General features: G+C 38.1%; 23 protein-coding genes. 5 read left to right on the top strand and 18 right to left on the bottom strand.

All coding sequences use genetic code 11. The features are described 5' to 3' along the window. Positions 1–6: 6 nt before the first annotated feature. From ACG916_RS12615 to ACG916_RS12600, 4 genes are all read right to left on the bottom strand, one after another. Complete coding sequence (locus ACG916_RS12615; RefSeq protein WP_004724005.1) at positions 7–1212, bottom strand: acetyl-CoA C-acetyltransferase; 1206 nt, start codon at positions 1210–1212, stop codon at positions 7–9. Positions 1213–1365: 153 nt separating this feature from the next. Beyond that, complete coding sequence (locus ACG916_RS12610) at positions 1366–1884, bottom strand: GNAT family N-acetyltransferase (RefSeq protein WP_419328397.1); 519 nt, start codon at positions 1882–1884, stop codon at positions 1366–1368. 114 nt (positions 1885–1998) lie between these two features. Continuing rightward, positions 1999–2460: a GNAT family N-acetyltransferase gene (locus ACG916_RS12605; RefSeq protein WP_419328395.1), complete on the bottom strand. Its 462-nt coding sequence runs from the start codon at positions 2458–2460 to the stop codon at positions 1999–2001. A gap of 148 nt (positions 2461–2608) precedes the next feature. Beyond that, positions 2609–3619: an AraC family transcriptional regulator gene (locus ACG916_RS12600; RefSeq protein ID WP_004724010.1), complete on the bottom strand. Its 1011-nt coding sequence runs from the start codon at positions 3617–3619 to the stop codon at positions 2609–2611. 211 nt (positions 3620–3830) lie between these two features. Here ACG916_RS12600 and ACG916_RS12595 point away from each other — a divergent pair, with 211 nt between their 5' ends. The 3 genes from ACG916_RS12595 (at position 3831) to ACG916_RS12585 (ending at position 9121) form a co-directional block, all read left to right on the top strand. Then, on the top strand, positions 3831–4949 hold the full coding sequence (locus ACG916_RS12595; protein WP_336954359.1) for a CaiB/BaiF CoA transferase family protein: 1119 nt from the start codon (positions 3831–3833) through the stop codon (positions 4947–4949). 377 nt (positions 4950–5326) lie between these two features. Then, positions 5327–6580, top strand: a complete 1254-nt coding sequence (locus ACG916_RS12590) for a carbohydrate porin (protein ID WP_336954358.1) — start codon at positions 5327–5329, stop codon at positions 6578–6580. 153 nt (positions 6581–6733) lie between these two features. Continuing rightward, the gene (locus ACG916_RS12585; RefSeq protein WP_419328393.1) at positions 6734–9121 is read left to right on the top strand and encodes a glucose/quinate/shikimate family membrane-bound PQQ-dependent dehydrogenase; all 2388 of its coding nucleotides are present in this window, start codon (positions 6734–6736) and stop codon (positions 9119–9121) included. A gap of 143 nt (positions 9122–9264) precedes the next feature. Here ACG916_RS12585 and ACG916_RS12580 read toward each other — a convergent pair whose 3' ends face one another. The 11 genes from ACG916_RS12580 to ACG916_RS12530 form a co-directional block, all read right to left on the bottom strand. Then, a complete protein-coding gene (locus ACG916_RS12580; RefSeq protein WP_336954356.1) occupies positions 9265–9669 on the bottom strand; it encodes an NUDIX hydrolase in 405 nt (134 codons plus the stop codon). A gap of 22 nt (positions 9670–9691) precedes the next feature. After that, positions 9692–10861 carry a low temperature requirement protein A gene (locus ACG916_RS12575; protein ID WP_336954355.1) on the bottom strand — a complete coding sequence of 390 codons (1170 nt, stop codon included), beginning with the start codon at positions 10859–10861 and terminating at the stop codon, positions 9692–9694. Between the two features lie 177 nt (positions 10862–11038). Further along, positions 11039–11503, bottom strand: a complete 465-nt coding sequence (locus ACG916_RS12570) for a YybH family protein (protein ID WP_336954398.1) — start codon at positions 11501–11503, stop codon at positions 11039–11041. Between the two features lie 637 nt (positions 11504–12140). Further along, positions 12141–12482: a YegP family protein gene (locus ACG916_RS12565; protein WP_336954354.1), complete on the bottom strand. Its 342-nt coding sequence runs from the start codon at positions 12480–12482 to the stop codon at positions 12141–12143. Positions 12483–12723: 241 nt separating this feature from the next. After that, a complete protein-coding gene (locus tag ACG916_RS12560; RefSeq protein WP_336954353.1) occupies positions 12724–13182 on the bottom strand; it encodes a hypothetical protein in 459 nt (152 codons plus the stop codon). A 114-nt stretch (positions 13183–13296) separates the two neighbouring features. After that, a complete protein-coding gene (gene bioD / locus ACG916_RS12555) occupies positions 13297–13941 on the bottom strand; it encodes a dethiobiotin synthase (RefSeq protein ID WP_419328392.1) in 645 nt (214 codons plus the stop codon). Next, positions 13938–14714: a malonyl-ACP O-methyltransferase BioC gene (gene bioC / locus ACG916_RS12550; RefSeq protein ID WP_336954350.1), complete on the bottom strand. Its 777-nt coding sequence runs from the start codon at positions 14712–14714 to the stop codon at positions 13938–13940. The genes bioD and bioC overlap by 4 nt, the downstream gene beginning before the upstream one ends. A gap of 7 nt (positions 14715–14721) precedes the next feature. Then, positions 14722–15891: an 8-amino-7-oxononanoate synthase gene (locus ACG916_RS12545; protein WP_419328390.1), complete on the bottom strand. Its 1170-nt coding sequence runs from the start codon at positions 15889–15891 to the stop codon at positions 14722–14724. After that, entirely contained in the window at positions 15888–17222 is a 1335-nt protein-coding gene (gene bioA / locus ACG916_RS12540; RefSeq protein WP_336954348.1) for an adenosylmethionine--8-amino-7-oxononanoate transaminase, read from the bottom strand. Before bioA ends, ACG916_RS12545 begins: the two co-directional genes overlap by 4 nt. A gap of 104 nt (positions 17223–17326) precedes the next feature. Further along, positions 17327–18046: an alpha/beta hydrolase family protein gene (locus tag ACG916_RS12535; RefSeq protein WP_336954347.1), complete on the bottom strand. Its 720-nt coding sequence runs from the start codon at positions 18044–18046 to the stop codon at positions 17327–17329. Between the two features lie 73 nt (positions 18047–18119). Further along, entirely contained in the window at positions 18120–18443 is a 324-nt protein-coding gene (locus ACG916_RS12530) for a DUF6176 family protein (protein WP_336954346.1), read from the bottom strand. A 135-nt stretch (positions 18444–18578) separates the two neighbouring features. On the opposite strand from ACG916_RS12530, the gene ACG916_RS12525 reads away from it, so the two are divergent. Next, the gene (locus tag ACG916_RS12525; protein WP_419328389.1) at positions 18579–19151 is read left to right on the top strand and encodes a peroxiredoxin; all 573 of its coding nucleotides are present in this window, start codon (positions 18579–18581) and stop codon (positions 19149–19151) included. 90 nt (positions 19152–19241) lie between these two features. On the opposite strand, the gene ftn is transcribed toward ACG916_RS12525, so the two are convergent. Next, the gene (gene ftn, locus ACG916_RS12520) at positions 19242–19706 is read right to left on the bottom strand and encodes a heteropolymeric bacterioferritin subunit Ftn (protein ID WP_336954344.1); all 465 of its coding nucleotides are present in this window, start codon (positions 19704–19706) and stop codon (positions 19242–19244) included. Between the two features lie 387 nt (positions 19707–20093). On the opposite strand from ftn, the gene ACG916_RS12515 reads away from it, so the two are divergent. After that, the gene (locus ACG916_RS12515) at positions 20094–21158 is read left to right on the top strand and encodes an SDR family oxidoreductase (RefSeq protein ID WP_419328387.1); all 1065 of its coding nucleotides are present in this window, start codon (positions 20094–20096) and stop codon (positions 21156–21158) included. Between the two features lie 89 nt (positions 21159–21247). On the opposite strand, the gene ACG916_RS12510 is transcribed toward ACG916_RS12515, so the two are convergent. Both ACG916_RS12510 and ligA read right to left on the bottom strand, forming a co-directional pair. Further along, a complete protein-coding gene (locus tag ACG916_RS12510; RefSeq protein ID WP_419330581.1) occupies positions 21248–23395 on the bottom strand; it encodes a TonB-dependent receptor in 2148 nt (715 codons plus the stop codon). Positions 23396–23715: 320 nt separating this feature from the next. After that, entirely contained in the window at positions 23716–25746 is a 2031-nt protein-coding gene (gene ligA / locus ACG916_RS12505) for an NAD-dependent DNA ligase LigA (protein WP_419328383.1), read from the bottom strand. Positions 25747–25801 lie beyond the last annotated feature (55 nt).

Below are 25801 nucleotides of genomic sequence, written 5' to 3'. Positions count from 1 at the left end.
TTCTCCTTATACCAACTCAATAATGGTCGCAATACCCATGCCACCACCTACACATAATGTTGCTAGACCACGTTTTTTACCTTGACGTTCTAATTCATCGAGTAACGTACCGAGAATCATTGCACCTGTTGCACCCAACGGATGCCCCATTGCAATTGCCCCCCCATTCACATTGACTTTTTCAGCTGGGACTTTAAGTTCAGTCATAAAGCGCATCACTACAGATGCAAATGCTTCATTCACTTCAAAGAGATCAATATCATCTATGCTAAGACCTGCTTTTGCCAACGCCTTACGCGCAGCAGGTGCAGGGCCTGTTAGCATGATGGTTGGATCTGTTCCAACCAATGCCGTTGCCAACACTTTTGCACGTGGCTTTAAACCTTGCTCTTTGACTGCTTTTTCAGAAGCAATCAGCACCACTGCTGCACCATCTACGATACCCGATGAGTTTCCAGCATGATGTACATGGTTAATTTTTTGCGCTTCTGGATATTGTTGTAATGCAATCGCATCAAAGCCCATTCCACCCATCATTTCAAAACTTGGATTGAGTTTTGCCAAGCCTTCAGCAGTTGTAGTTGGTTTAATGAATTCATCTTTGTCAAGAATCGTAACACCAGCTTTATCTTTAACAGCAACCACTGACTGATCAAAGCGACCTGCAGCCTGTGCAGCAGCAGCTTTACGTTGGGAGTTGGCAGCAAACTCATCCACATCTGTACGACTATAACCATCTAGCGTGGCAATTAAGTCCGCTCCAATCCCTTGAGGAACAAAATGTGATTTTAAATTTGTTTCAGGGTCTAACGCCCAAGGTCCACCATCAGAACCCATTGGAATACGTGACATAGACTCTACGCCGCCAGCAACAACAATGTCTTCCCAGCCTGAACGTACTTTTTGTGCAGCCATATTGACGGCTTCAAGACCTGAAGCACAGAAACGGTTGATTTGCACACCGGCAACATCATTGTCCCAACCTGCTGCAATTGCAGCAGTTTTAGCAATATCACCGCCTTGATCGGCAATTGGTGTTACACAACCCAGTACGATATCGTCTACTTTTGAAGTATCAAGCTGATGACGATCTTTCAATTCATTGAGCAATGTGGTTAATAATGTAATTGGTTTCACTTCATACAGTGAACCATCTTTTTTTCCTTTTCCGCGTGGTGTGCGAATGGCATCAATGATGTAAGCCTCGCTCATAGCTGTTCCTTCTTATGACTTCTAGGTTGTTATCTGCTTTGAGTGTACGTTATAAAGTTGAGAGTTCAATGACGAGAACGAAATAGTCAGTTGATATTTTTTGTCAATTGGCTGGTTCGTTCTGAATGGGAAAACGAAAACAAATCGCGTATTTCAATTAAGTGCCAATCTCATTGCACATCTGCTGTTACGAGAAAAACCACATGCAACTTCATACTCAAGTTTATGCTCAAGATAGAGAGGCATCTCAAGCGCATTGATCTTTTCAAAGCCTAATTTTTCATAAAATGGCCTATTCCAAATCACATCATGAAAGGTAGTTAATGTCACAGCATCACAGCCCTCTCCCTGAGCTATAGTAATCGCATATTCAATCAATTGCCGACCAATCCCTTGTTTTTGAAATGCGGCACTCACATCTAGTTCAATGATATATAAATCAAGTACTTGTCTTTCTGCATATAAAAAGCCTGTAGCTTGATTCTTTTGATTAATCGCGATAAATGCATAAGCAGAAGAAATCAATTGTAAGTGATGTTGTGCTGACAATACGGGGCTTTCGACAAGCCAAGATAACTCGGGAATACTTGAAAATGCTTGTGTAGCAGATTTTTCTATTTCGATCAGTTGCGCTATATCCGAAGGATTAATTTTTCTAATTAAACATGCCATCTATGTATCCAGTATAAAAACATTCAAATCTCACCTAATTACTTAGCTCAAATCTAAAATAAGCAGGTGCGATATTCTCTTTTTTCACAATCATCACTAATATTATTCAATGCGCTATTGAGTGGATAAATCTAAATGATAGAATTGATTAAAATCAGACTCCTGATATTCTGAAAAAGAAGCACCTTTAATAAAGCCAAATTTTTTATACAAGCAAATTGCGGGTTCAAAAGATAAGTGTGTTCCCGTTTCCAAACTCAATTTTTGGTATTTACGTTGTTGAGCAATCATTAAAAGATGTTTCAGCATTTCTGTTGCAGCACCTTTACGTAAATGTTGGGGATGTGTCCGCATGGACTTTAATTCGGCATGTGTAGATGAAAGCTCTTGAATTGCACCACAAGCTAAAAGTTCATTTTGCTCCCAAAGGGTAAAAAAGCTAATCTCTGGTTGTTGTAACGCAGTTAGATCTAATGCAAAACTATGCTCAATCGGTGAGTTTTTATGCATACCATGTAAGTGAATTCTGAGTAAATCTTGTACCTGCATATCATCAAACTCAGCCAGCCTAATCATTTTTTAATACCCTATTTGTTTAAAATTCTTTTGCTTTATCGCTTATATCTTACAAGATATTTTAGCTGAAATGCTCAGGCATAAAAAAGCCCAAGTGATACTTGGGCTTAGGATCAACAAAAATACTTTTGAATTCATCTATGTTTGATTAATGATAACCATGCAATTGACGATAAAGCCCTGGGGTAACCCCTGTCCATTTTTTAAATGCGCGATGGAAGGTACTGGTTTCACTAAAGCCCACTTGTTGTGCTACATCCTCCAAGGTTAAATCCGGATTTAACAACAAATGAATCGCTGCATCACGACGCAAGGCATCTTTAACGCCTTGGTAACTCTTACCTTCTGCAGCTAAGCGGCGGCGCAAGGTTTGTGGTGATAAATACAACATTGAAGCCACATCATTTAAGGTTGGCATTTCTTCACCAATTTGACTCTTTAAGACTTCACGAATACGAGAAGTTAAAGAATTGGTATTTTTAAACTTCACCAAAAGCTGAGCAGGCGCAGCTTTTAAAAACTCTTCTAAACTTGCTTCATCCTGACGAATCGGTAAATCCAAATAGTCAGCGGCAAAAGTAATTTCAGTACGTGGCATATCAAATTGCATCACAGGTGCAAAGAACAGCGCATCATACTCATCTGCATGATTTGGACGCGGGTAACCAAAATGTACCCGTTCTAAAGGAATACGACGTTCAATTAACCATGAAGCTAAACCATGCCAAATCATCAGCATACTTTCAGTAATAAAATGATCAGGATCCATGGTTTTTGGAATCAGTGGTACTAAACGCGCTTCATGTTTATCACGTTCAACTGCGACCGACCACTCATCCCCAAATAATTTATAAAATTGTGATGATAACTCTAAAGCATCACCCAAAGTTTTAGCGTGGATAATCAATTGGCACATAATGGCAAAAGACCCCAAACGACGAGGTTGGATATCAAAGCCAACATGTTCATCTTGGGTCACCATCCACAGCATTTTTACAAAACGTGTATATTGCTCTGGTGAAATACGTGCTTTAGGTTGGCGAAGTAACTCTGCTTCTATGCCAACATGTGAAAGTAAGGTGTCAACGTCCATTCCTAGACGCTTCACACCTGTTAAGGCGGCATTCACAAAATGGATACTGATCGTATCACGACTCATGGTAAATCCTTCACTCTCTTTGATGTTCACTAACAATTGACCTAAATGACGCTAAAAAATGTTTTATTGGCGATTTACAACAGTGCAGATCACCTTTTTACATCATAAATTGCCGAAATGATCAAGGTAAATGGCTGAACATGACATTGTTTTGTTAATTTTATATTTCTATTATGGGTCTAAAATCAAGACACTATTGGTAAAAACAATTATGACAACAGCTTTAAAGGGATTGAAAGTACTCGATTTTTCCACTTTATTACCTGGTCCATTTGCAACTTTATACCTTGCAGACTTAGGTGCAGAAGTGATCCACATTGAATCACCAACGCGTCCAGATCTGGTTCGCTTGTTCCCGCCTTATGCCAATGGACAAGCAACTTCACACAGTTATCTCAACAGAAATAAGCAATCCGTCACTTTAGATTTAAAAGACCCTATCAGTATTGAACAAGTCAAACAAAAGATTTCCGAGTTTGATATTGTTGTTGAACAGTTTCGTCCGGGGGTAATGCAACGTTTGGGCTTAGATTATCCAACCTTGGCTGAAATTAACCCGCGTTTAATTTACTGTTCAATTACGGGTTATGGTCAAACAGGCTCATATAAAGACAAAGCTGGACATGATATTAACTATATTGCACTGTCTGGTATCGCTGGACATTGTGGTCGTCAAGACAGTGGGCCACCGCCGATGGGGATTCAAATCGCAGATGTGGCAGGAGGCTCCTTACATGCTGTCATTGGCATTCTTGCTGCTGTAGTGGAACGTCAAAGTAGCGGTCTGGGTCAATATATTGATATTTCCATGACCGATTGTGTGGTGGGACTCAATAATATGGCAGCAGCAGCCAGTTTAGCTGGTGGTCAGCACCAACAACGTGAATCAGAACAGCTCAATGGAGGAACCTTTTATGATTACTATGAAACTGCCGATGCTCGTTATTTATCTATTGGTAGCTTAGAGCCACAATTTATGACAGGACTGGCAAGCGCCTTAGAATTGCCAATCCTTCTACAAAAAGGTGCTTCTTTCGATACTGAAGATCGTCAAATGGTCAAACAAGCGATTCGAGATAAAATTAAAAGTAAAAATCTGGCTGAATGGAATCAACTGTTTGAGCAACTGGACGTTTGCGTAGAACCCGTACTGAGATTAGATGAAGCACTACAGTCCCAAATTTCACAACAACGCAATTGGGTGGTTAATGTTCCATTGAAGCCCAATTCTGATCAAACTGAACCACAGTTAGCCTGTCCAATTAAGTTTTCAAGATCACAAATGCAATATCACTATATTGGCCAGCAATTGGGTGAAGGGAAATGGTAATTACCCAGTTAATACAACACAATTCAAGTTAAATAAAATTACAATTCTGTCATTTTCTTTACAATTTGTATAATTTGTAAGCTCAGCATCCTGTGTAATCTTAATTCTAAATAAGTTACACAGGTGGCCTAATTTTCTCGAATCAATTTTAATCCATCGTTTTTAATTAATTTTTAAATAAAATTTAGTAGTTTAAAAACAATAGATTAAATTGACCAAAAATATTCAAAAAGCCAATATTCATTTATTAAAAAATTATCACCATGAGATAAAATACTCACATTAATTACAATTAAAAGTCAAAAATAATAGATTTTTATACAAATATGAGAGTATTATAAATAATTAGTTACAAAGTGTTATCAAGGTCACCAAATATGAATAAATCTAAAGGTCACTTTTATTGGGCTATCAGCTTATTATCTTTATGTAGTTCTTTTCAAAGTGCTCATGCAGCTGAAGCATTTAATGCAGAAAGCCCATGGATGTTTGGTGATTGGAACGGAAAAAGAACCGAGCTCCAACAAAAAGGTTATGACTTCAGCTTCGGCTACACTGGCGAATTAGCCACCTTATTAGATTCAAAAAACCATTCAAGCCATGGAACTGAGTATGCAGACCAGTTTGCAATTGGTAGTCATGTAGACTTGGAAAAAGTGCTTGGATGGAAAGACACTGAAGCCCAAATCACCATCACTGAACGTAATGGTCGTTCATTGTCTCAAACCTCTGATGCCCTTGCAGGACAACTCAGCTCAACCCAAGAAGTTTGGGGTCGTGGTCAAACTTGGCGCTTAACTGATTTTTGGATCAAGAAAAAATTCTTTGATCAAAAATTAGATATTAAAATGGGTCGTTTTGGCGAAGGTGAGGATTTTAACAGCTTTGACTGTGATTTTCAAAATCTCGCACTTTGTGGCTCTCAAGTGGGTAACTGGGTAGGCGATCAGTGGTATAACTGGCCTGTTAGCCAATGGGCTGCGCGGGTTAAATATAACATCCAATCTGACTTATATGCTCAAGTTGGCGCTTATGAATATAATCCTGAAAACTTAGAACGTGGCAAAGGATTTAACTTAAGTACAGATGGTTCACATGGTGCAATTATTCCTGCGGAAATCGTTTGGCAACCGAAACTCAGTGTTGCAAAATTGCCAGGTGAATACCGTTTGGGCTATTACTACAGTACTGTCGATACACAACGCATTAAAAATCCAAATGAAACAGATCATAAACAAGGTGGATGGCTGGTTGCCAAGCAACAACTTACAGCACATCACGGTGATGCACGTCGTGGCTTAACGGGTTTTATTAATTTAACCCTTCATGACTCAGACACAAACACTGTCGACAATATGCAAAATATTGGATTGGTCTATAAAGGTCCTTTCGATGCGCGTCCTCAAGATGATGTCGCAATTGGTTTTTCTCGTATCAGCATCAACAATGATGTGAATAACACTCAAATTCGTCAACAAGATGAAGAGTACAACACTGAAATTTACTACGGTGTACATGCAACAAATTGGCTGACGATCCGTCCAAATGTGCAATATATTCGTCATGTAGGTGCATATAAAGATGGTGAAAATGCATGGGTTGGCGGTATCAAATTCCAAACTGCATTCTAGTGTTATAGATCATAAATATTTCGATGCCATTTTAACTCTTTCTCTCCCCTCGCATCGAAATATTTAAAATCTAAAAATTTAAACAATGTGCTTCATCACTCCTTAATGGGAAGGTAAAGCGTAGAAAATTAATCAAATAGATAGGTGGTCAATATGCAAACTCCATCTTCAGGACTCAGAACCCTAACAATTGTGATTGCAATTGTTTTCGGTGTAGTTCTATTAGGCGGCGGAGTATGGCTGGCAGCACTGGGTGGGTCTTGGTACTACATCATTGCCGGTATACTTTTCATTGCAACAGCAATCTTATTACGCAAATTAAATAGTTCTGCTTTATACGTCTATTCAGCATTAGTACTCGGCACAGTTGTCTGGGGACTATGGGAAGTCGGTTCAGACTTCTTCGCGCTTGCACCGCGTTTAGATATTTTAGGTGTGTTTGGCTTATGGCTACTCATTCCAGCAGTGACACGTGGTTTCGATGCCAAAGGTGCTAAAATTGTACTCTCAGGTACATTGGCGATCACCATAGCGGTTATGGCTTATTCTATCTTTAATGATCCACAAGAAATTCGTGGGACATTAACCAGTAAACAGCCAACACCAGCAGCGATTGATGGTATTGCAGATGCAGACTGGCCAGCTTATGGTCGGACTCAATCAGGTTTACGCTATTCGCCTTTGAACCAAATCAACTCAGAGAATGTTAAAGATCTTAAAGTTGCTTGGACCTATCGTACAGGCGAAGTCAAGACGGAAAATGACTCAGGCGAGACGACCAATCAAGTCACACCGATTAAAATCGGTAACAACATGTACCTGTGTACAACACACCAAAAATTGGTTTCTCTTGATCCTTCTACAGGTAAAGAGAAATGGGTATTTGATCCTAAACTCAAAGCCGATAATACTTTCCAACATTTAACTTGTCGTGGTGTTTCTTATTACGATGCAGATAATACCGTTGGGTTCGCTGCAAGTTTACAAGCTAAAAAATCGACTTCTACAGAATGTCCTCGTAAAGTTATTTTACCAGTCAATGATGGTCGTATTGTTGCTGTAAACGCTGAAACAGGTAAAGCATGTTCTGACTTTGGTCATAACGGTGAAGTTGATTTACAGAAAGACATGCCATTCCCTTATCCAGGTGGTTATATTCCAACATCACCTCCAGTTGTAACAGGCACTACCATTATTATTGGTGGTTCAACAACTGATAACTATTCTACTCAAGAGCCTTCTGGTGTTATCCGTGGTTATGATGTAAATACAGGTGCATTGCTTTGGGTATTTGATACTGGTGCTGAAAATCCGAATCAGATTCCGGGTCCTGGTCAGAAATATGTCCAAAACTCACCGAATGCATGGGCTCCGCTGGCATATGATGCAAAACTCGATATCGTTTATGTACCAACAGGTGTAGGTACACCAGATATTTGGGGTGGTAACCGTACAAAACTGCATGAACGTTATGCAAACTCAATGCTAGCAATCAATGCTACAACAGGTAAATTGATCTGGAACTTCCAAACAACTCACCATGATTTATGGGATATGGATGTACCATCACAACCAACCTTAGCGGATATCAAAGATAAAACTGGGCAAACTGTTCCAGCAATCTATGTATTGACTAAAACAGGAAATGCCTTTGTTTTGGACCGCCGTAATGGTAAAGCAATTGTACCGATTAACGAACGTCCAGTACCACAAAGTGTAAAACGTGGTCCGCAAACTAAAGGTGAGTTTTATTCTCCAACACAACCGTTCTCAGACTTTAACTTAGCTCCTCAAGAAAAATTAACGGATAAACAAATGTGGGGTGCAACCATGTTTGACCAGTTAATTTGTCGTGTGTCATTCCACAAGTTAAATTATGACGGTATTTATACCCCACCTTCAGAAAACGGAACTTTAGTTTTCCCTGGTAACTTGGGTGTATTTGAATGGGGTGGCTTATCACTTAACCCTGATCGTCAAATCGCAGTCATGAATCCAATTGGCCTACCTTTTGTCAGTCGATTGATTCCTGCTGATCCTAACCGTAAACAAACAGCTAAAGGTGCAGGCACAGAAGCGGGTGTTCAACCCATGTACGGTGTTCCTTACGGTGTTGAAATCAGTGCATTCCTTTCACCATTTGGCTTACCATGCAAACAACCTGCATGGGGTTATGTTGCTGGTGTAGATTTGAAAACGCATGATGTTGCTTGGAAACGTCGTATTGGTACAATTCGTGACAGTATGCCAGGTATTCCATTGCCACCATTTAAAATGGGTGTGCCAATGTTAGGTGGTTCGATCTCAACTGCGGGTAATGTGATGTTCATTGGAGCAACTCAAGATGATTACATCCGAGCGATCAATGTCAGCAATGGTGATGAGCTATGGAAAGGTCGTCTACCTGCGGGCGGGCAAGCAACACCAATGACCTATGAAAGCAATGGTAAACAATACGTTGTGATCATGGCGGGTGGTCATGGTTCATTTGGTACCAAAATGGGTGACTCTATCGTTGCTTATGCATTACCAGATAAATAATATTAAATTGAGGTAAATAAAAAACAGGTCTTGATGACCTGTTTTTTATTGCTTTATTTTAACCCATACCATTGTCTGAAAGTGAATCTGCTTTTTGAATGAGACGGATATTCTATCCCCTGTTTGATAGCGATATCCAATCCTTAAAATGCCCTGCTCTTTACCTGACCATCAAAATGAAAACAATCTTCAATACGAATTTTTTGCACAGGTGAAAGTTGGTCAAAATCAAACCATCGATACTCTGAATGCTCATCACTTAAATTGATTGGCTGATCGCTCTGCAATGTACACTTAAACATAAATGCGTGGGAATTTACTGCAGAATGATAATAAACCCCTGATAAATATTCGATCGAAACTTCACAACCTAATTCTTCTTGGCATTCACGAATTAGCGCTTCATGCACTGTTTCACCTTGATCCAATCCACCACCAGGTAAACCCCATGCACAATCAGCATAAGTCGCTTTCAATAATAAGACTTGTCGATTTTCATTAAAAATCACAGCGTGCGAACTCAAACGATAAAAATCATGAAATCCCATTGCTCAGAACCCAATTAATTTATTATCTTGCCAAATAACATTTTGAAAAAATCAAACGTAGCGCATAAACAATTGCCATAGCAAAAACAGCATAACCCACTTGCGTAAATATCATCGGAATACAGAGTACGATGGCTGCTGTAATTGGATAAAACCATTTCTTAATCCCTGAAAGATGGTGAATTTCCTGCAATAACCAAAGGCTCGCAGTATAGACAATCAAAGAGATTGCAACAAAATAGCTAACAATGTCAGCCGAGATTTCAGCTTTATGCGTCACAACATCCACGGCAGCAGCTAAACCTGCGCCAAGAGCTGCAATACTCACGAAAATAAAAAAATGACCATAGCCCCATGAAAATGCACGCTTACGGCTATTGAGTCGTTCAGCAACATCATGATCAAAATAAGCCCACCACATAGTAAACATAATGAGTAGCCCACCAATCATCAAAAAGATTAACTCTTGGCTTAATAACTGATTGTTTAATGCATCAGAAATTGCAGCAAAACTACCAATGATCGATTCACCAAGGACAATAATCGTAAGTAAGGCATAACGCTCGGAAATATGATGTGGATGCCAAGGCGTCATATTATGTGCTTCAGCAAAGATTGGCACAGTCAGTTCAGCGACCACCAAAAGTAGAAACAAATAAAGGGTGAAATTGATCGGCGTAAAATGAAAAAGTAACCAGCCAATCTGTACGATGATAATACCAGTTGCATATCTCAATGCTGTTTGTTTACGCTCAGGATCATTTTTAGCAACACGAAACCATTGTGTAACGAGGCCCAAACGCATGATGACATAACCAATAATGATCACATCAAAATCTTGTTGTTGAAATGCGCTAGGTATCCCTGCTGCAATCACAAGTGAACCAATAATCTGCACAAAGGTCATGATTCGATAAAATACATCATCATTGTCATAGGCAGATGCAAACCAGCTAAAGTTCATCCATGCCCACCACAATGCAAAAAACACCATAAAATAAAGTGTTAAGCCATGGGATAAATGATTTTCGATAATGCTATGGTGTAATTGTTGGCCTGCTGTGGCAATGGCTACGACAAAAATTAAGTCAAATAATAATTCTAATGAGGTTGCTGCGCGATGTGGTTCGTGCGGATTTCGTGGAGCAAGTGGCTTTAACCACCCATATTTTACAAATAATGAATTTGGCATTATTTTCACATTATTGGGATTATTATCATGATTTTTTCAAAACTCTAGCTTTCATTCAAGTAAAAAACTGAGTTCTTTTGACAATTTTGTTAATGATCCAAAATGTATCGGAAAAATTTAAAAATTCATCAATAAAAAGCCCAATCAAAGGGCTTAATAACGAATAAATCTAATGGGCTAAACCACTAATTTCAATTTAGAAATATCCTTGATCACGATGGCTTTACCAGTGCTCATATCAATTGGCATAGAAATATGTTGATGAACCACTAACCATTGGCCTCCTTTCTTTTTAAGGCATAATGTCGTTCGGCACCATGGCATCTGTATCTTTTCTTTAAGCACAGCATTCTCCACTTTTGAATGGCAATGCAATACAGCTAAATCGTTTGATACATAAATTTTCATATTTCGACGTACAATTTGCACATTTTCACTAAAATATGGACTGAACTTCTCCCATTCTTTTTTGTATGCATCAACACCGTCTAATTGTATACTCACATCAAACATATTGACATCATCGGCACATTGATCTAAGAGATGATCAATTTTATTACCAAGAACAGCAGCATCCCATAATTCAATTTGAGATATTATCTCGTCAGCAATTTTCACATTACCATCGATTGCTATTTTCATCATAAAACCTCATTATTCTTGTTTGTGATGAATTTAACACTTAATAAGTATTATGTGAAGTTTTTTGTTTATTTTTTCCAGCATAATCAATTTAAATCAAATATCACAGTTACTTAATTCGATTTAATCAGTTTATAAAACAACAATATTATGCTTAGAGATAAACAAAACCTTTCACAAAAATAAATCACTCAATAATACAAATAGATATATTAAGTTAGTCTTTCATCATCAAAAACTTACCTCTTAATTTGATTAATAATACTTTAAAAACTCATTAATTAAAGTTAATAATAATTTTAATTAATGTTGAATCTTTTATTAAATAATCATTCTCCTTTTATTTAATATTGAAGTTAGCCTAACATATTTAAACTTTTAAAAAGCTTTAAAAAAATCATAAAAGATCATGAAAAAAAATCATATTAACTGTTGAGTATAAGGAGAAATTCAAAGCCAAAAATATAGATAAACTCTCTAAACCGATACCGACCTAAAGCGAATATATTGTGATTAGGGTAATTATTCTATACAACTTAATAATACATTTTTTTACCGTTTGTTTTTGGTTCAAAAAAAAGCACATCATTGCAATGACATGCTTTTAGTGATTGATGTGGGTAATTTATTGCTGATCCTATGCCTGTTCTGTTAAATCTTTTACTTTCTCTGATAGACCATTTTTCTTAACTGACTCAATACCATTATCTCGAGCAGCATCGCCTGAATAGAATTGACTTGTTCCGATAATTTGATGATTTGCTGCTTTTAAGTTGAAATAAGGTTTACCATTTTTCGCTTCTAAACGATCATAACGTGCATCATCAGGACTATTTTTTTGCACGGATGCAATCCCATTTTGTGCAGAAGCTTTGGCTTTATAAAGCTCGCTGGTGAGAATAATTTCCCCATTTCCGGCTTTTAATACAAAGCGATATTGACCATCTTTAGCTTGACTAATTTCATACCATCCTGACATGCTTCACCTCTTCATTATTTTCGGTTTATTTTATTTCACAGCGCTGATTGAACATAAAGTACGCTACTGATATGAAATATAAATGACTTTGCATGTTTAAAAAAGATTAATTTGTTATAACTTTATTCTTTATGTAATCCTGCATTGCCACAAAACCCAAATTACGAAAATTCATTTTATTATCAAAATCATATAAAATTTTAAAGCCATCAAAAAATGACTTTAAATTTTGATTCCAAGTTTAATGATCAAAAAAACCAGTATTGGTATAACTTGGATAGACTGTTTTCATTAAACGCTCTATTTCAACATCATTGCCACGTAAAAAATTTTCTAAACAATCTCGAAATACAGCAAAAGGAACATCATCATTATCAAAACTTGGCATCGCTTCAGATTTAAATAGCCCAAACAAATGCGATTTTTGTTGCTTTTGGTAGAGCTCAGCATGTGTATTAAAGTTAAATTCATTGCGACTATAAACCACAAATAATCCACCAAACTTACGTCCAGTTTGAATATGCTCAATCTGAAAAAAGGGAAAATCACCATTGTGCTCTTCCATGTATCCCCATACAGCTTGCTGCATCCAATCAATCTGATCAAAACTACTCAAGATTTGTGTCGCCGCATTACTTTCAAAATCAAGGTAAGTTATTTCAAGTTCTTTAAATAACTCAATTTGAATTTTAAAACTCATCAGGATTACCTTTTATACACATCGCTTTTTTAAAGCATTCAAATTTTAAGCAATAAAAACACAGAGAATCAAAATAGTGAATCTTGTGTCTCAGCACTCAATTAAGAAATCAAATTAAGAGATTACTGGAATATCAATCCATGCACTGTTCGGAAAATGTTTCATTAAATGATGCTTTAAAAATTCTGCAGTATCTTTTGAAATGACAGCATCCTGAGATTCATCATTTAAATTATAAGCAAGTGCATAAAGTTCTAACCCACGATTTTTTAAAGCTTCTAAACTCAAAATAGTATGGTTAATGCTACCCAATCGCCCTGAACTGACTAAAATCACAGGAAACTTTTTCTCTGCCACATAATCAATTGAAAGCAAAGTAGTTGTTAGGGGTACCATCAATCCACCCGCACCCTCTAACAAGACAACATCATACTTTTTTGTAAGTTGTTGAGTTGCATCTGCAATTTTTTGAAAATCAACCTCACGTCCGTCAATTTTGCTGGCTAAATGAGGAGATGCGGGATAGCTAAAGATTTCAGGCATAGTCAGCTTGGTTTCATCCTCTGGAAACCACCCCATTCCCATAATCTCACGATGTTGTTCGATATCTTCTGAAATATCGGTATTACCAGTTTGGATTAATTTCTGAGTAATGGTTTTCTGACCCTGCTCATTCCATAATTTGGCTAAATACCCCGTGGTATAGGTTTTGCCAATTCCGGTATCTATTCCACTGATAAAGTAAACCGATCCAGTCATGACATTCTCCGCAAAATACAATAAATAGGATGATAAGTCAGTGAGTAGCGTATATTGCCTGACTGATCAGCCTGTGAAAACTGTTGATAGTGATGATAAAAATCGGAGAGACTCTGCTTTGTCCATCTAAAGCCAGATGCTGTCGCAGTCACTCCTGTGGCTTTTAAATGCTGCAAAATATATTTGGGATGTGGAAAATTGAGATGCTCAATTTGCTCGGAAATATGTAGAATTTCAAAACCATTTCGCTTTAATTGTTGTTGCAGATCGTCAAGAGATAAGTAATTCAGACCTTGCCCCGTTAAGCTTTTAATTTCCAGTAAATTATGCTGTCCAAAAGTTGAAAAACAAAAATACGCATTAGGATTTAAATGATGAAAGGCTTGTTGAAAAATACCATTTAAATCACTCATCCATTGTAAAACCGAACTTGAGCTAATTAAGTCTAAATGTTTTGGAAATTCAAGCTGCTCTATATCGCCAATCCGATATTTAATCGGTTTATCCGCAGGAAAATGCTGCTGAACTTCCGGATATAGATCATTTAAAATCAAATGTTTAATTTGAAAATTTTGCAGTAAAAGCTCAGTTAAATTTCCTGAACCACAACCGATTTCAAACACATTTTCATATTGTGCTGGGCAATATTCACTTATTAAATTAAACAGTTGTTGTGCAATACTCTTTTGTACAACTGCATGCTCGGTATAGCTCTGCCCTGCCTGTGCAAAACGCAAGGCAACCTGTGATTTATCAATTTCTGGGGGGGTCACATTCAACTCACAACAACGGAATCAGCTGATCTAGATCAGCTTGGGTGATTTGAGCAGTTAAGCAAATTCGTAGACGTGAGCTGTGTTGCGGCACAGTCGGAGGACGTACAGGCATAATATAAAAACCCTCATCTTGTAAGGCTTTGGCTTTTTCAACCGTTTTAATCGAATCACCCAGAATAATAGGAACAATATGTGATGTTGAGGGGCACTCAAAACCTTTGTTTTGAACAGCCTGTTGTAGATACTGACTTTTAGATTGTAAATGTTGACGGCGCTGATCTAAGCCTAAAACTTTTTGAAAAATAAAGTTTGTCCATGCCATACACATTGGCGGTTGTGCAGTACTGAAAATCAAAGGGCGCATAGAATTAATCAAATATTTCCGAATTACCGCATGACAAATTAAATAACCGCCAACCGAAGCGATTGCCTTACCAAAAGTCCCCACAAGTAGATCAATATCATCAATCACTGTATATTGTTCAGCACAACCTAAGCCCTGCTCACCACGCACCCCAATTGCATGTGCTTCGTCCACATAGAGCATGACTTTTGAAAATTGTTGCTTAATACTCACCAATGCTGCTAAGTCAGTTTCATCGCCGTCCATACTAAAAATCGACTCAGTCACCACAATAATGCGCTCAAAAGCCTCATCTGCATGATATTTTTGTAAAAGCTGAGTCAAATGATTTAAATCATTATGGCGATAACGTACATATTTGGCTGAGGATAAACGAATGCCATCAATCATACTGGCATGAATCAATTTATCTGCCAGAATCAGCGTTTTACTGTCTGCAAGTGCAGGTAAAATACCAATATTCATATGATAACCGCTGTTAAATAACAATGCCGCCCGACCATGGAAAGCCTGACTTAAACTATTTTCAAGTAGTTCATATTCTGGAAAATTTCCCGTCAACAAACGTGAGGATGAAGAACTCATTCGTCGTTGATCATGGGGTGTTTCATCAAAAAACTGTTCACGTAATGTGAGATCAGATGCCAATCCTAGATAATCATTTGAAGCCAAATTGAGCATTTGATGCTGATCAAGGCAGATATAGCGACCTTGCTGAACATTCGAACGAAATTGGCGTAAATTGCCTTGCTGCTTAAGCCCATCAAGCTGCTGTGAAAAATGTTCAAGATGTGTATTGATCAAGCTCATGCGCTTTGCTCCATAGCCTTGACCACCTCAACCAATTGCTCAAGTAAAGTTTGTAATTCTTGTGCTGTGATGATATATGGAGGCATAACATAGACCAATTTACCAAATGGTCGTATCCAGATACCACGACGTACAAACTCCTGCTGTAAGGTTTTCATATCGACATTCACAGTCAATTCAACCACCCCTATCGCACCAAGAACTCGCACGTCATGAACATGATTAAAGGACTGTAAGGGCTGTAAAGCATGTCTAAGCTGAGCTTCAATTCGTTGAATATTGCTCTGCCAATCTTGAGAAATTAATAATTGTGTACTTTTGACAGCAACCGCGCATGCCAAGGGATTTGCCATAAAGGTTGGGCCATGCATAAACACCCCCACTTCACCCTGACTTATCGTTTCAGCAATATGTTTGGTGGTTAATGTCGCAGAAAGCGTCATATAGCCACCGGTTAAACTTTTACCGATACACATAATGTCAGGTTCAACTTGTGCATGCTCCCAAGCAAATAGTTTCCCTGTACGCCCAAAACCCGTAGCGATTTCGTCAAAAATCAGCAGAACATTGTATTTTTCGCAAAGTAGTTTGGCTTGACGCAAATATTCAGGATGGTAAAAACGCATCCCTCCCGCACCTTGCACAATCGGTTCAAGAATTAAACCTGCAATCGTTGCATGTTGTTCAGCCAAGCTTTTCTCAAGTTCAGTAATATCACTTTGATCCCATTGCTCATAGAATCCGACTTGGGGTGCTGGAACAAATAAGCGATTGGGCAAACTTGAACCAAAAATTTGATGCATGCCTGTTACAGGGTCACAGACAGACATCGCATTCCAAGTATCGCCATGATAGCCAGATCGCGGAGTGACAAAATTAGTTTTCTCTGTATAGCCCTGTGAAGACCAAAACTGTACCGCCATCTTTAATGCCACTTCTACAGCGACAGAACCAGAATCGGCAAAGAACACTTTATCTAAATTAGGTGGGGTCAGTTGAACCAGTAATTTTCCAAGCTGAATCGCAGGATCATGGGTAAATCCACCAAACATGATATGTGACATATCCTTTAACTGATCTGTCACCGCTTGATTCAACTCAGGATGGTTATAACCATGAATGGCACACCACCACGAAGACATCCCATCTATCAATTGGCGGCCATCTTCAAGTTCAATAGTTGCAGCATAGGCTTTTTTAACCTTGAAGGTCGGTAACGGATTGGTCATAGAAGTATATGGATGCCAAATATGTTGCCGATCAAAGTCCAGATCATCTAACTTTGATTGTTCAAGATTGACATCATCAAACCCATTGTTTAAATCGGTCATCCGTTCACTCCATGTGCATTACAATTACAGCAAAAAACAGTTTAGCGATGTTAAACCTGCGCGCAATAAAAATAAATTGCGAGATTCACCACTGATCCATAGATTTATTCTATTTTTTGTAAATATTGGCAGATTTTGTCACTTAGACTTAAAAAATCAAAAACTGGAACACCATGTGAACCATTGACCAGCTCAACATCTAAAAACTTTGCTGTGAAATTTTTAAATTTCTCATAGACTTTGTGACTAACTAAGAAATCCTGTTGAGCAAATATATGATACTGTTTGCCTGCATAGTTATTTAAGATAGCCACATTATTTAATTGTTCAAGACAGGCCAAACCCTGTTTTAGTAACTCTAAATTTTGTGGCTGAACCAAACTTTGCAAATGTACAAAATCTTCTCGTGTGGTTGCGGTACCCTGACAAACCATAAAACCAAATTTCTTTAATGTCGCTATCGCATCATGTTCAAAGGACTGTTTAAAGTTATGAAACATTGCTTGGCTCATTGCGGTTTGCCATTCAGCATTTGCGACGAAACAAGGATTAGAAGCCAGTGTAATCAAGACTTTTTGCTGTTGATATTGCTGTTCAATTTGCTTGACTAACAAAGTCGCCAATTGCCCCCCTAAAGACCACCCACAAATCACATCAAAATCTTTGGCTATTTCCACATGCTGTTGTAAGACACTTTCATCCAATGCATTAAAGATATTGATTAATACAACTTCATGGCCTTGCTGTTGTAGAACCTGTTGTAAAGCATGGAGTAGGTTGGTTCCACCGCCCCAACCGGTGATCAGCAAAATACATTGATTCAATTTAAATCACTATAAAACTGTAAAGATGTTTTATTAGATCATGCTTAAAATTGAAGGACAATCAGACTTACAACTATTTCTGATCTTGTAAATCGACCAATAAGTTAGCTGGAATGACTTTTTGCCAAGTGCGTTTAAATTGCTGATGTACTTGATCGATTGCAAACTGACTTTTTTTCGAAATTTCATGTGCTTTTGCAATATCATCTGCACGAGTATAAGCAATCAAATAATCTAGTCCATCGAGTTCCACATGGAACCATGATTCAATATGCACACCTTCAGCCTGAAGTGTTTCAATCGCTTCATGCTTACGCCTATTCAACTCATTTTGCCATGTAATAACATCGTCCATCATGGCCACTTTTAATTGAATCAATACTGCACCAACGTCCATAATTCTACGTCCTATTTATTTTAAATGTACTTTCATCGTAAATAGCATGTGAACAATTGCAAAACATTTTACATACCGGCAAAACCTTAAAATTTGCTAAGATCAAATCAGGATCAATTTAGGAAAGTGTTTGTCATGAAATTATCACGACTGTTCAGTATTAGCTTACTTTCCGTTTCAGCTTTATGCGTATTGAACACGCCCAGCCATGCGGAAAGCTCTATCCTCTCCAAACTGGATTCCAACCAAAAGCAATGGGTAGGTAAGCCTGCACCAAGTTTTAAACTACAAGATCAAAATTCAAAATGGCATGATCTGAGTCAATATAAAGGTAAATGGGTTGTTTTATATTTTTACCCAAAAGATGATTCACCTGGCTGTACTCAAGAGGCCAATCAGTTTAAATCACTCTACCCACAATTTATAAAAAACAATGCGGTGGTACTCGGTGTAAGTTTGGATGATGTGAAATCTCATCAAAAATTCTCCGAAAAGCTGGGACTAAATTTTCCAATTCTTGCCGATAGTAATCATCAACTCGCAGAGCAATTTGGAATTATCCGAAACTTAGGTATCACCAAAATAGCAAAACGAGAAACTTTTTTGATTGATCCACAAGGAACAATTGTTTATCACTATAGTAGTGTAAATACTCAAACCCATGCTGATCAAGTTTTAGCGGATATTCAGAAGTTTTCAAAAAAATGAAGACTGAAGTATAAAAAAAGCCTTTAGATGAATGTCTAAAGGCTTTTTTAATCTAAAACGTCTCACCTTAAGCAAGAAGCTTAGTGTGTCTTACATTTGAGATTGAATATAATTCTGTAAACCAATTAGCTCAATCAAACCTAATTGTTTTTCAAGCCAGTAAGTATGATCTTCTTCAGTATCGTTCATTTGTTGACGAAGCATATCACGGGTCACGTAATCGCCTTTTTCTTCACATAGCTTTACGCCTTGCGCCAGTTTTTCACGCACATGATATTCCAATGCCAAATCGGCTTTTAAACAAGTTACAACATCTTCACCTGTGACAATATCGTCACGATTCATGTTCGGCGTACCTTCAAGGAAAAGTACGCGGCGAATTAAAGAATCTGCATGTGAAGCTTCTTCTTGCATTTCATGATCAATACGTTCATAAATTTTGCTTAAGCCCCAATCTTCATACATACGTGAATGAATAAGATACTGATCACGAGCAGCCAGTTCGCCACCGATCAACATGTTTAGATAGTCTATGACTTCTGGATTGCCACGCATTTCACTTACTCCACATTCTTTTGCAATAGTATGGACAAATTCCACAAGATTTGCAAAAGACAAAATGTGTAAGTTTATGATTTTTATAAAATTAAAATGATAAGCATACGCATTTGCAATTTGAATAAGCATTTTTCCATATATAAAATAACTGCTTACAATCTTGCACTGATGGTTGATTGGTATTTTTTTCTTTCAAATTCTAAATGATTTATTTTGTAACCATTAAAAATGCTTCTTATTCATCCTCATTATTCTATTTTCTGTTCATTTTCAATGACAGCCCCATCCCTTTATCTTATTGGCTTTTTTAATACTAATATTTCAAGACAATTTTAACTTTAATATTTATGATATTGAATATTAACAATTAGCAGGAAAAAAATAATGTCTCAGGGAAACACATCAGCACCCATTCTAGTTACAGGTGCAACAGGCTATATCGCCAGTTGGGTGATTAAAAAATTACTTGAGCAAGGTTATACCGTGCATGCGACAGTACGTGATCTGAATAAAAAACAAAGCTTTGCACATTTAGAGAAAATCGCACAAGCAAGCTCTGGTACACTAAAACTATTTAAAGCTAACCTTTTAGAAAATGGTTCTTTTGATGAAGCCATGCAAGGCTGTGAAGTTGTGTTACATATGGCTTCACCATTTGTTGTAACCAATTTTAAAGATGCCGTTAAAGATATTATTGAACCGGCAATTTTAGGCACGGAAAATGTCTTAAATAGTGTCAATAAAATAGATTCTGTCAAACGCGTTATTGTGACCTCAAGTATCGCCTCTACTTATGGCGATGCAATTGATATTTTAAAAACACAGCATAATCAGTTTGATGAATCTCACTGGAATACCACCAGTTCAACCACGCACCAACCGTACCCTTATTCGAAAGTTATGGCAGAGCGTAAAGCATGGGAAATGGCGGAAGCACAAAATCGTTGGACGCTGATCTGTGTCAACCCTGCATTGGTACTTGGTCCATCACTGACCGCAAATACACAGTCAGGGAGTGTGGAAGTTTTAGAGCAGTTTGCCAACGGCATGACCTTACTCGGTGTCCCACCGATGTGGAATGGTATTGTAGATGTGCGTGATGTTGCCGATGCACATCTTTTGGCAGCATTCAAGGAAAATGCAGCTGGACGTTACGTTATTAGTGGTGGTTCACTCAGCCTCTTGGAAATGGGTAAAATTTTACGTCAAAATTTTGGACAAAAATTTCCTTTTCCACGCAACCAAGTCCCGAAAAAAGCGTTTAAATTCATTGGACCTGTATTTGGCTATTCACGTGATTTTATTGAAAAGAATATGGGCTACCCTATCTTTTTTAATGCTGATAAAAGCAAACAAGAATTGGGGATGAGTTATCGTAATATTGAAACCAGTTTAGTCGAGCATTTCCAGCAGCTTCTTGATGACGGTGTGGTAAAGAAATATATTTAATAACAGCTCAAATGATTATTAAATCAAAAAAGCCTTTTTCAATCATGAAAAAGGCTTTTTGGCTTATAGCGCTCAATATCAGCTAAGGCTTAGAAATCAAAAGTTACACCGACTTTATAAGTTCTTGCACCACCGACTAAAGCATAGTTTGAATTAAACACACCTTCCCAATATTTTTTATTGGCGACATTATCAACATTGGCGAGGAAGGTGGTATTTACCCCACCAAGTTTGGTTTTATAGCGGGCGCCTAAGTCAACAATCGTATAGTCAGGTAGCTCTAACGTATTCTCTTCATTCAAATATTGCTCACTCACATAACTCACACGAGTATTAATATGAAGTCCCTCAACATTAGGAATGGCATAATCAAGCCCTAACGAAGCAGTAAAATCGGGTACACCATATACTTTATTACCTTCGAAAGCGACCTTAGCTGATTTCACGTATTCAGCATCGATATAGGCCAAATTCCCCATCACAGATAAAGTATCTGTAACATTGCCAGAGAATGACCATTCTACCCCACGAGAACGCGTTTCAGCATCATCTTTGACTTTATTACTTATGGTGTCCTGATAAGCCTCAGGCTTTTTAATCTGATAAAGTGCCAAAGTATTTAACCACGAACCCAACTGATATTTTACACCTAACTCATATTGCTTGGTTTGATAAGGTGCAAGTGTTTCGCCCCTATTTGTTGCTGTTGGATAGGTCATTTCAGAGACCGTTACCCCCTCAGCTAAACCCTCGACATAGCTTGCATAAAAAGATAAATCCTCACCAAATGGTTTGACGACAACCCCCAAACTTGGTGATAGCTTGTCTGCACTATAAGCTGATTTTTTGACAAGATTCTTAGTATCGATATCTTGATAACGTCCACCTAAAATAAGTTGTAATTTATCATCCAACATTGAAAGCTGATCCGTTAAGGTATAACTCATATACTCATTATCACCATAAGGAACAATTTCTGGGTAAGTTGTTGGCATTGTACCTGTATTTGATGGCTCATATAAATTGGTCGTAAACCCTGAACTAGTTGCGGATCTATGTTGTGAATATTTGCGGGTTAAATAATCAGTGCGCAATCCCAAAGTATGCTTGATCGCCCCTGTATCAAATTTTGCTTCAAAGCCTGCATTAGCAGCAGTGTTATGTTCTTTTGATCCCACTCGATAATATTGTGAGGTTGCATTTCCATTTAAATTATTGACAATCATACGTGTGCCAAAAAGATGACCATCATATGATTTTTCTACATATCCAATGCCTGCAAATGCTTTGATATCAGGGGTAAATTTATATTCACCTGACAAACCTACAAATTGACTGTCGGTATTGCCTTCTAAGTTTGAAAAGTAGTTTAAATCCCCTTTAGGTGCTGCAAGTAAATGATTAACACTGCCCTTACCACCCATGGCAACCATTGCAGGTGAACCGCCTTTACGATTTCCTTTGACCGCATAAGCATCTAAATTAATCTTTAGTTTATCCGTGGTGTAATCCGCAGCAATTGCCCCCAAAGCTTGACGATCATTCATTCCATCAATGATATGTTCACCATCTGCATAAGCACCATTCACACGCAGACCAAACTCTTTGTTCTCACCAAAACGACGAGATACATCAAAGCCTGATTGATAATATCCTTCATCTTGAAACGATGCAGAAACTCGAGTGAGTTCTTGATCTGCCCGTTTAGAATGCCCCATCACAATACCGCCTACACTGCCTGTAGGTGCAACACCTGCAACCAATGCATTTGGACCCTTAAGCACAGTCACTGACTCTAAAAATTCCGTAGGCATCCGACCATAAGGTGCAACGCCATAAAAGCCGTTATAATTTAAATCTTCATGATTGACATCGAAACCACGGATTTTAAAGTTTTCATTTAAATGTCCTTGATTGGTTGTGGTGCGAATACTGACATCATTTTTTAACACTTCCCCCGCTGTGCTTGCTTGTTGATTTTCAATCAATTGTGCTGAATAAGACGTGATACTAAACGGCGTGTCTATGATTTTCTTATTTCCCAATGACCCCAAATCTGTATTTTTTTGCAAAGCACCGTTGGCAAATGTTGGTTTTTCTTGTTCCTTTTCAGCAGCGACTTTAATCGTAGGCAAAGCAGTAATTTCATTATTTGCCCAGATTGTTTGTGTAAGTCCCCCACCAAAAAGCACGATTGAAATAGAATTGACTAGAAATGTTCGAGAAAAATTTTTCATATAAATAATAAGACACTTTTTAGATGATAATGATTATTATATACACTTTCACTATTGTTAAGAATTGTAATTTTTCATCTAAAGTTAAGTTTAATGGAAAATTCAAATGAATAAGAATTATTATCATGTAGCATGCTAATGATAGATCAAGCAAACTTCTGAAATACATCGGTAAATACAGAACTAAAAGTTCTATTGAAAAATGATGACTTGTTGATTTGTTATCACATCAATCTTGAATTGATGATTTTAATTTTTGAAAACTGTAAAGATACAACACCTGTATCTTTACAGTAATTTTAGAGATAATTTAAACGAATCTATGCCTGTCCATACTCAGCCATTAATGCTAAAAACTCCTGTTCATTCAGTACAGCGACACCAAGTTTCTCTGCTTTTTCAAGCTTAGAACCTGCTTTTTCACCCGCAACCACACATTTGGTTTTGCTCGACACACTGCCACTGACACGCGCACCAAGAGCTTGTAGCATTTGAGTCGCATCATCACGCCCCATGGTAGCCAATGTACCTGTAATCACCCAACTCTCACCATTTAAAGGCTGGCGGGTGGGTGCAACTGGTGCATCCCAATGAATCCCAGCTGCAAGCAAACGATCAATCACTTCAAGATTATGTGGTGCTTGGAAAAAATCAACAATCCACTCAGCCGTAATATCACCAACATCTGGAGTTTTCTTCAATGCTTCAAGATCAGCATGACGAATCGCATCAAGCGTTTGGAAAGTGTTGGCCAGCATACGTGCTGTCGTTTCACCTACACCACGAATACCCAAGGCATAAATAAATGCAGCAAGTGTGGTTTTCTTACTGTTCTCAATAGCATCCAATAAATTTTGGACAGATTTCTCACCCATTTTTTCAATGGTCAGTAACTGTTCACGATGCTCATGTAAATGGTAAATATCGGCGACATCCTTTAATAAATCAAGATGTAATAATGACTCTACCCAGCGATCACCGAGACCTTCAATATCCATTGCTTTACGAGAAACAAAGTGACGAATGGCTTCAATACGTTGCGCAGAACAATATAGACCACCTGAGCAACGTGCTAAAGCCTCGCCTTCTGGCATGACCACTGGAGAAGAACATACTGGACAATTTTCAGGTAAATGTACTTCTGTCACGTCATTTGGCCGGAATTCTAACCATACTTTTTCAACTTTGGGAATGACATCACCACTACGATAGACACTGACCGTATCGCCAATACGAACGTCCAAACGGTGAATTTCACCAATATTGTGCAAAGTCACATTAGAAACGGTTACCCCCCCCACAGCCACGGGATTTAAGCGTGCTACAGGGGTTAAAGTCCCAATACGTCCGACTTGCCAATCAATATTTTCAACTGTTGTTAATGCTGCAACTGCAGGAAACTTATACGCCGTTGCCCAACGCGGTTCACGACTTAAAAAGCCCAGCTTTTGTTGTTGTTGAAGATCATCAACTTTGATCACCATGCCATCAATTTCAACCGCTAAGTTCGGGCGCTCTTGGTTGATTTGCTGATATTTTTCTTGCACTTCTTGAATACTTTCACAAATAAAATGACGTTCTCCCACAGCAAAGCCAAAGTTAGTCAACCATTCAAGACTCGCTGACATTGACTCAATGCCATGATGCGGTTCACATTGTGCAATACCATAAGCATAAAAAGCCAACGGGCGAGATGCTGCAATACTTGGATCAAGTTGACGTAGACTACCAGCCGCAGCATTTCGAGGATTGGCAAAGGTCTTTTCGCCTTTCGCTTCATTTTCAGCATTGAGTCGCTCAAAGCCAGCTTTTGGCATCAATACTTCACCACGAACTTCCAACAAGCGTGGCACTGCCACTTTATCTGAAGACAAGACTTTCGGTAAATTACGAATGGTTTTTACATTTTGCGTAATTACTTCGCCTGTTTCACCATCACCACGGGTTACACCACGTGTCAAGACACCATTTTCATACCAGAGCGAAATCGCCAATCCGTCAAATTTTAGCTCAACATCATATTGAATCTTTTGATTGGGCAATCGTTCTTCGATACGGCGAGCAAAGGCAAATAATTCGTCCTGATTAAATACATTGCCCAAGGACAACATCGGTACAGTATGGGTAATGGTTTCAAATTTAGACAGTGGTTTTCCACCCACTTTATTGATTGGGCTATCTGCCTGAACCAATTCTGGGTGTTGTTGCTCTAAGGCTTTGAGTTGGTGAAATAACTGATCATATTCACTGTCTTCAATACTCGGCTGATCCATCACATAATAAGCATGATTATGTTTCGCAATGAGTTGAATCAATTGACGCATTTGCGTTACGACAGGATTATTTTCCATAAATTTTTTTCACCATAAAAAGGCGGAATACTCCGCCCAAAATTCTGAATACCAA

Origin of the sequence: Acinetobacter legionensis, from assembly GCF_048552295.1 — a bacterium.
Taxonomy (GTDB): Bacteria; Pseudomonadota; Gammaproteobacteria; order Pseudomonadales; family Moraxellaceae; genus Acinetobacter.
This window is presented reverse-complemented; position numbering and strand designations above follow the sequence as displayed.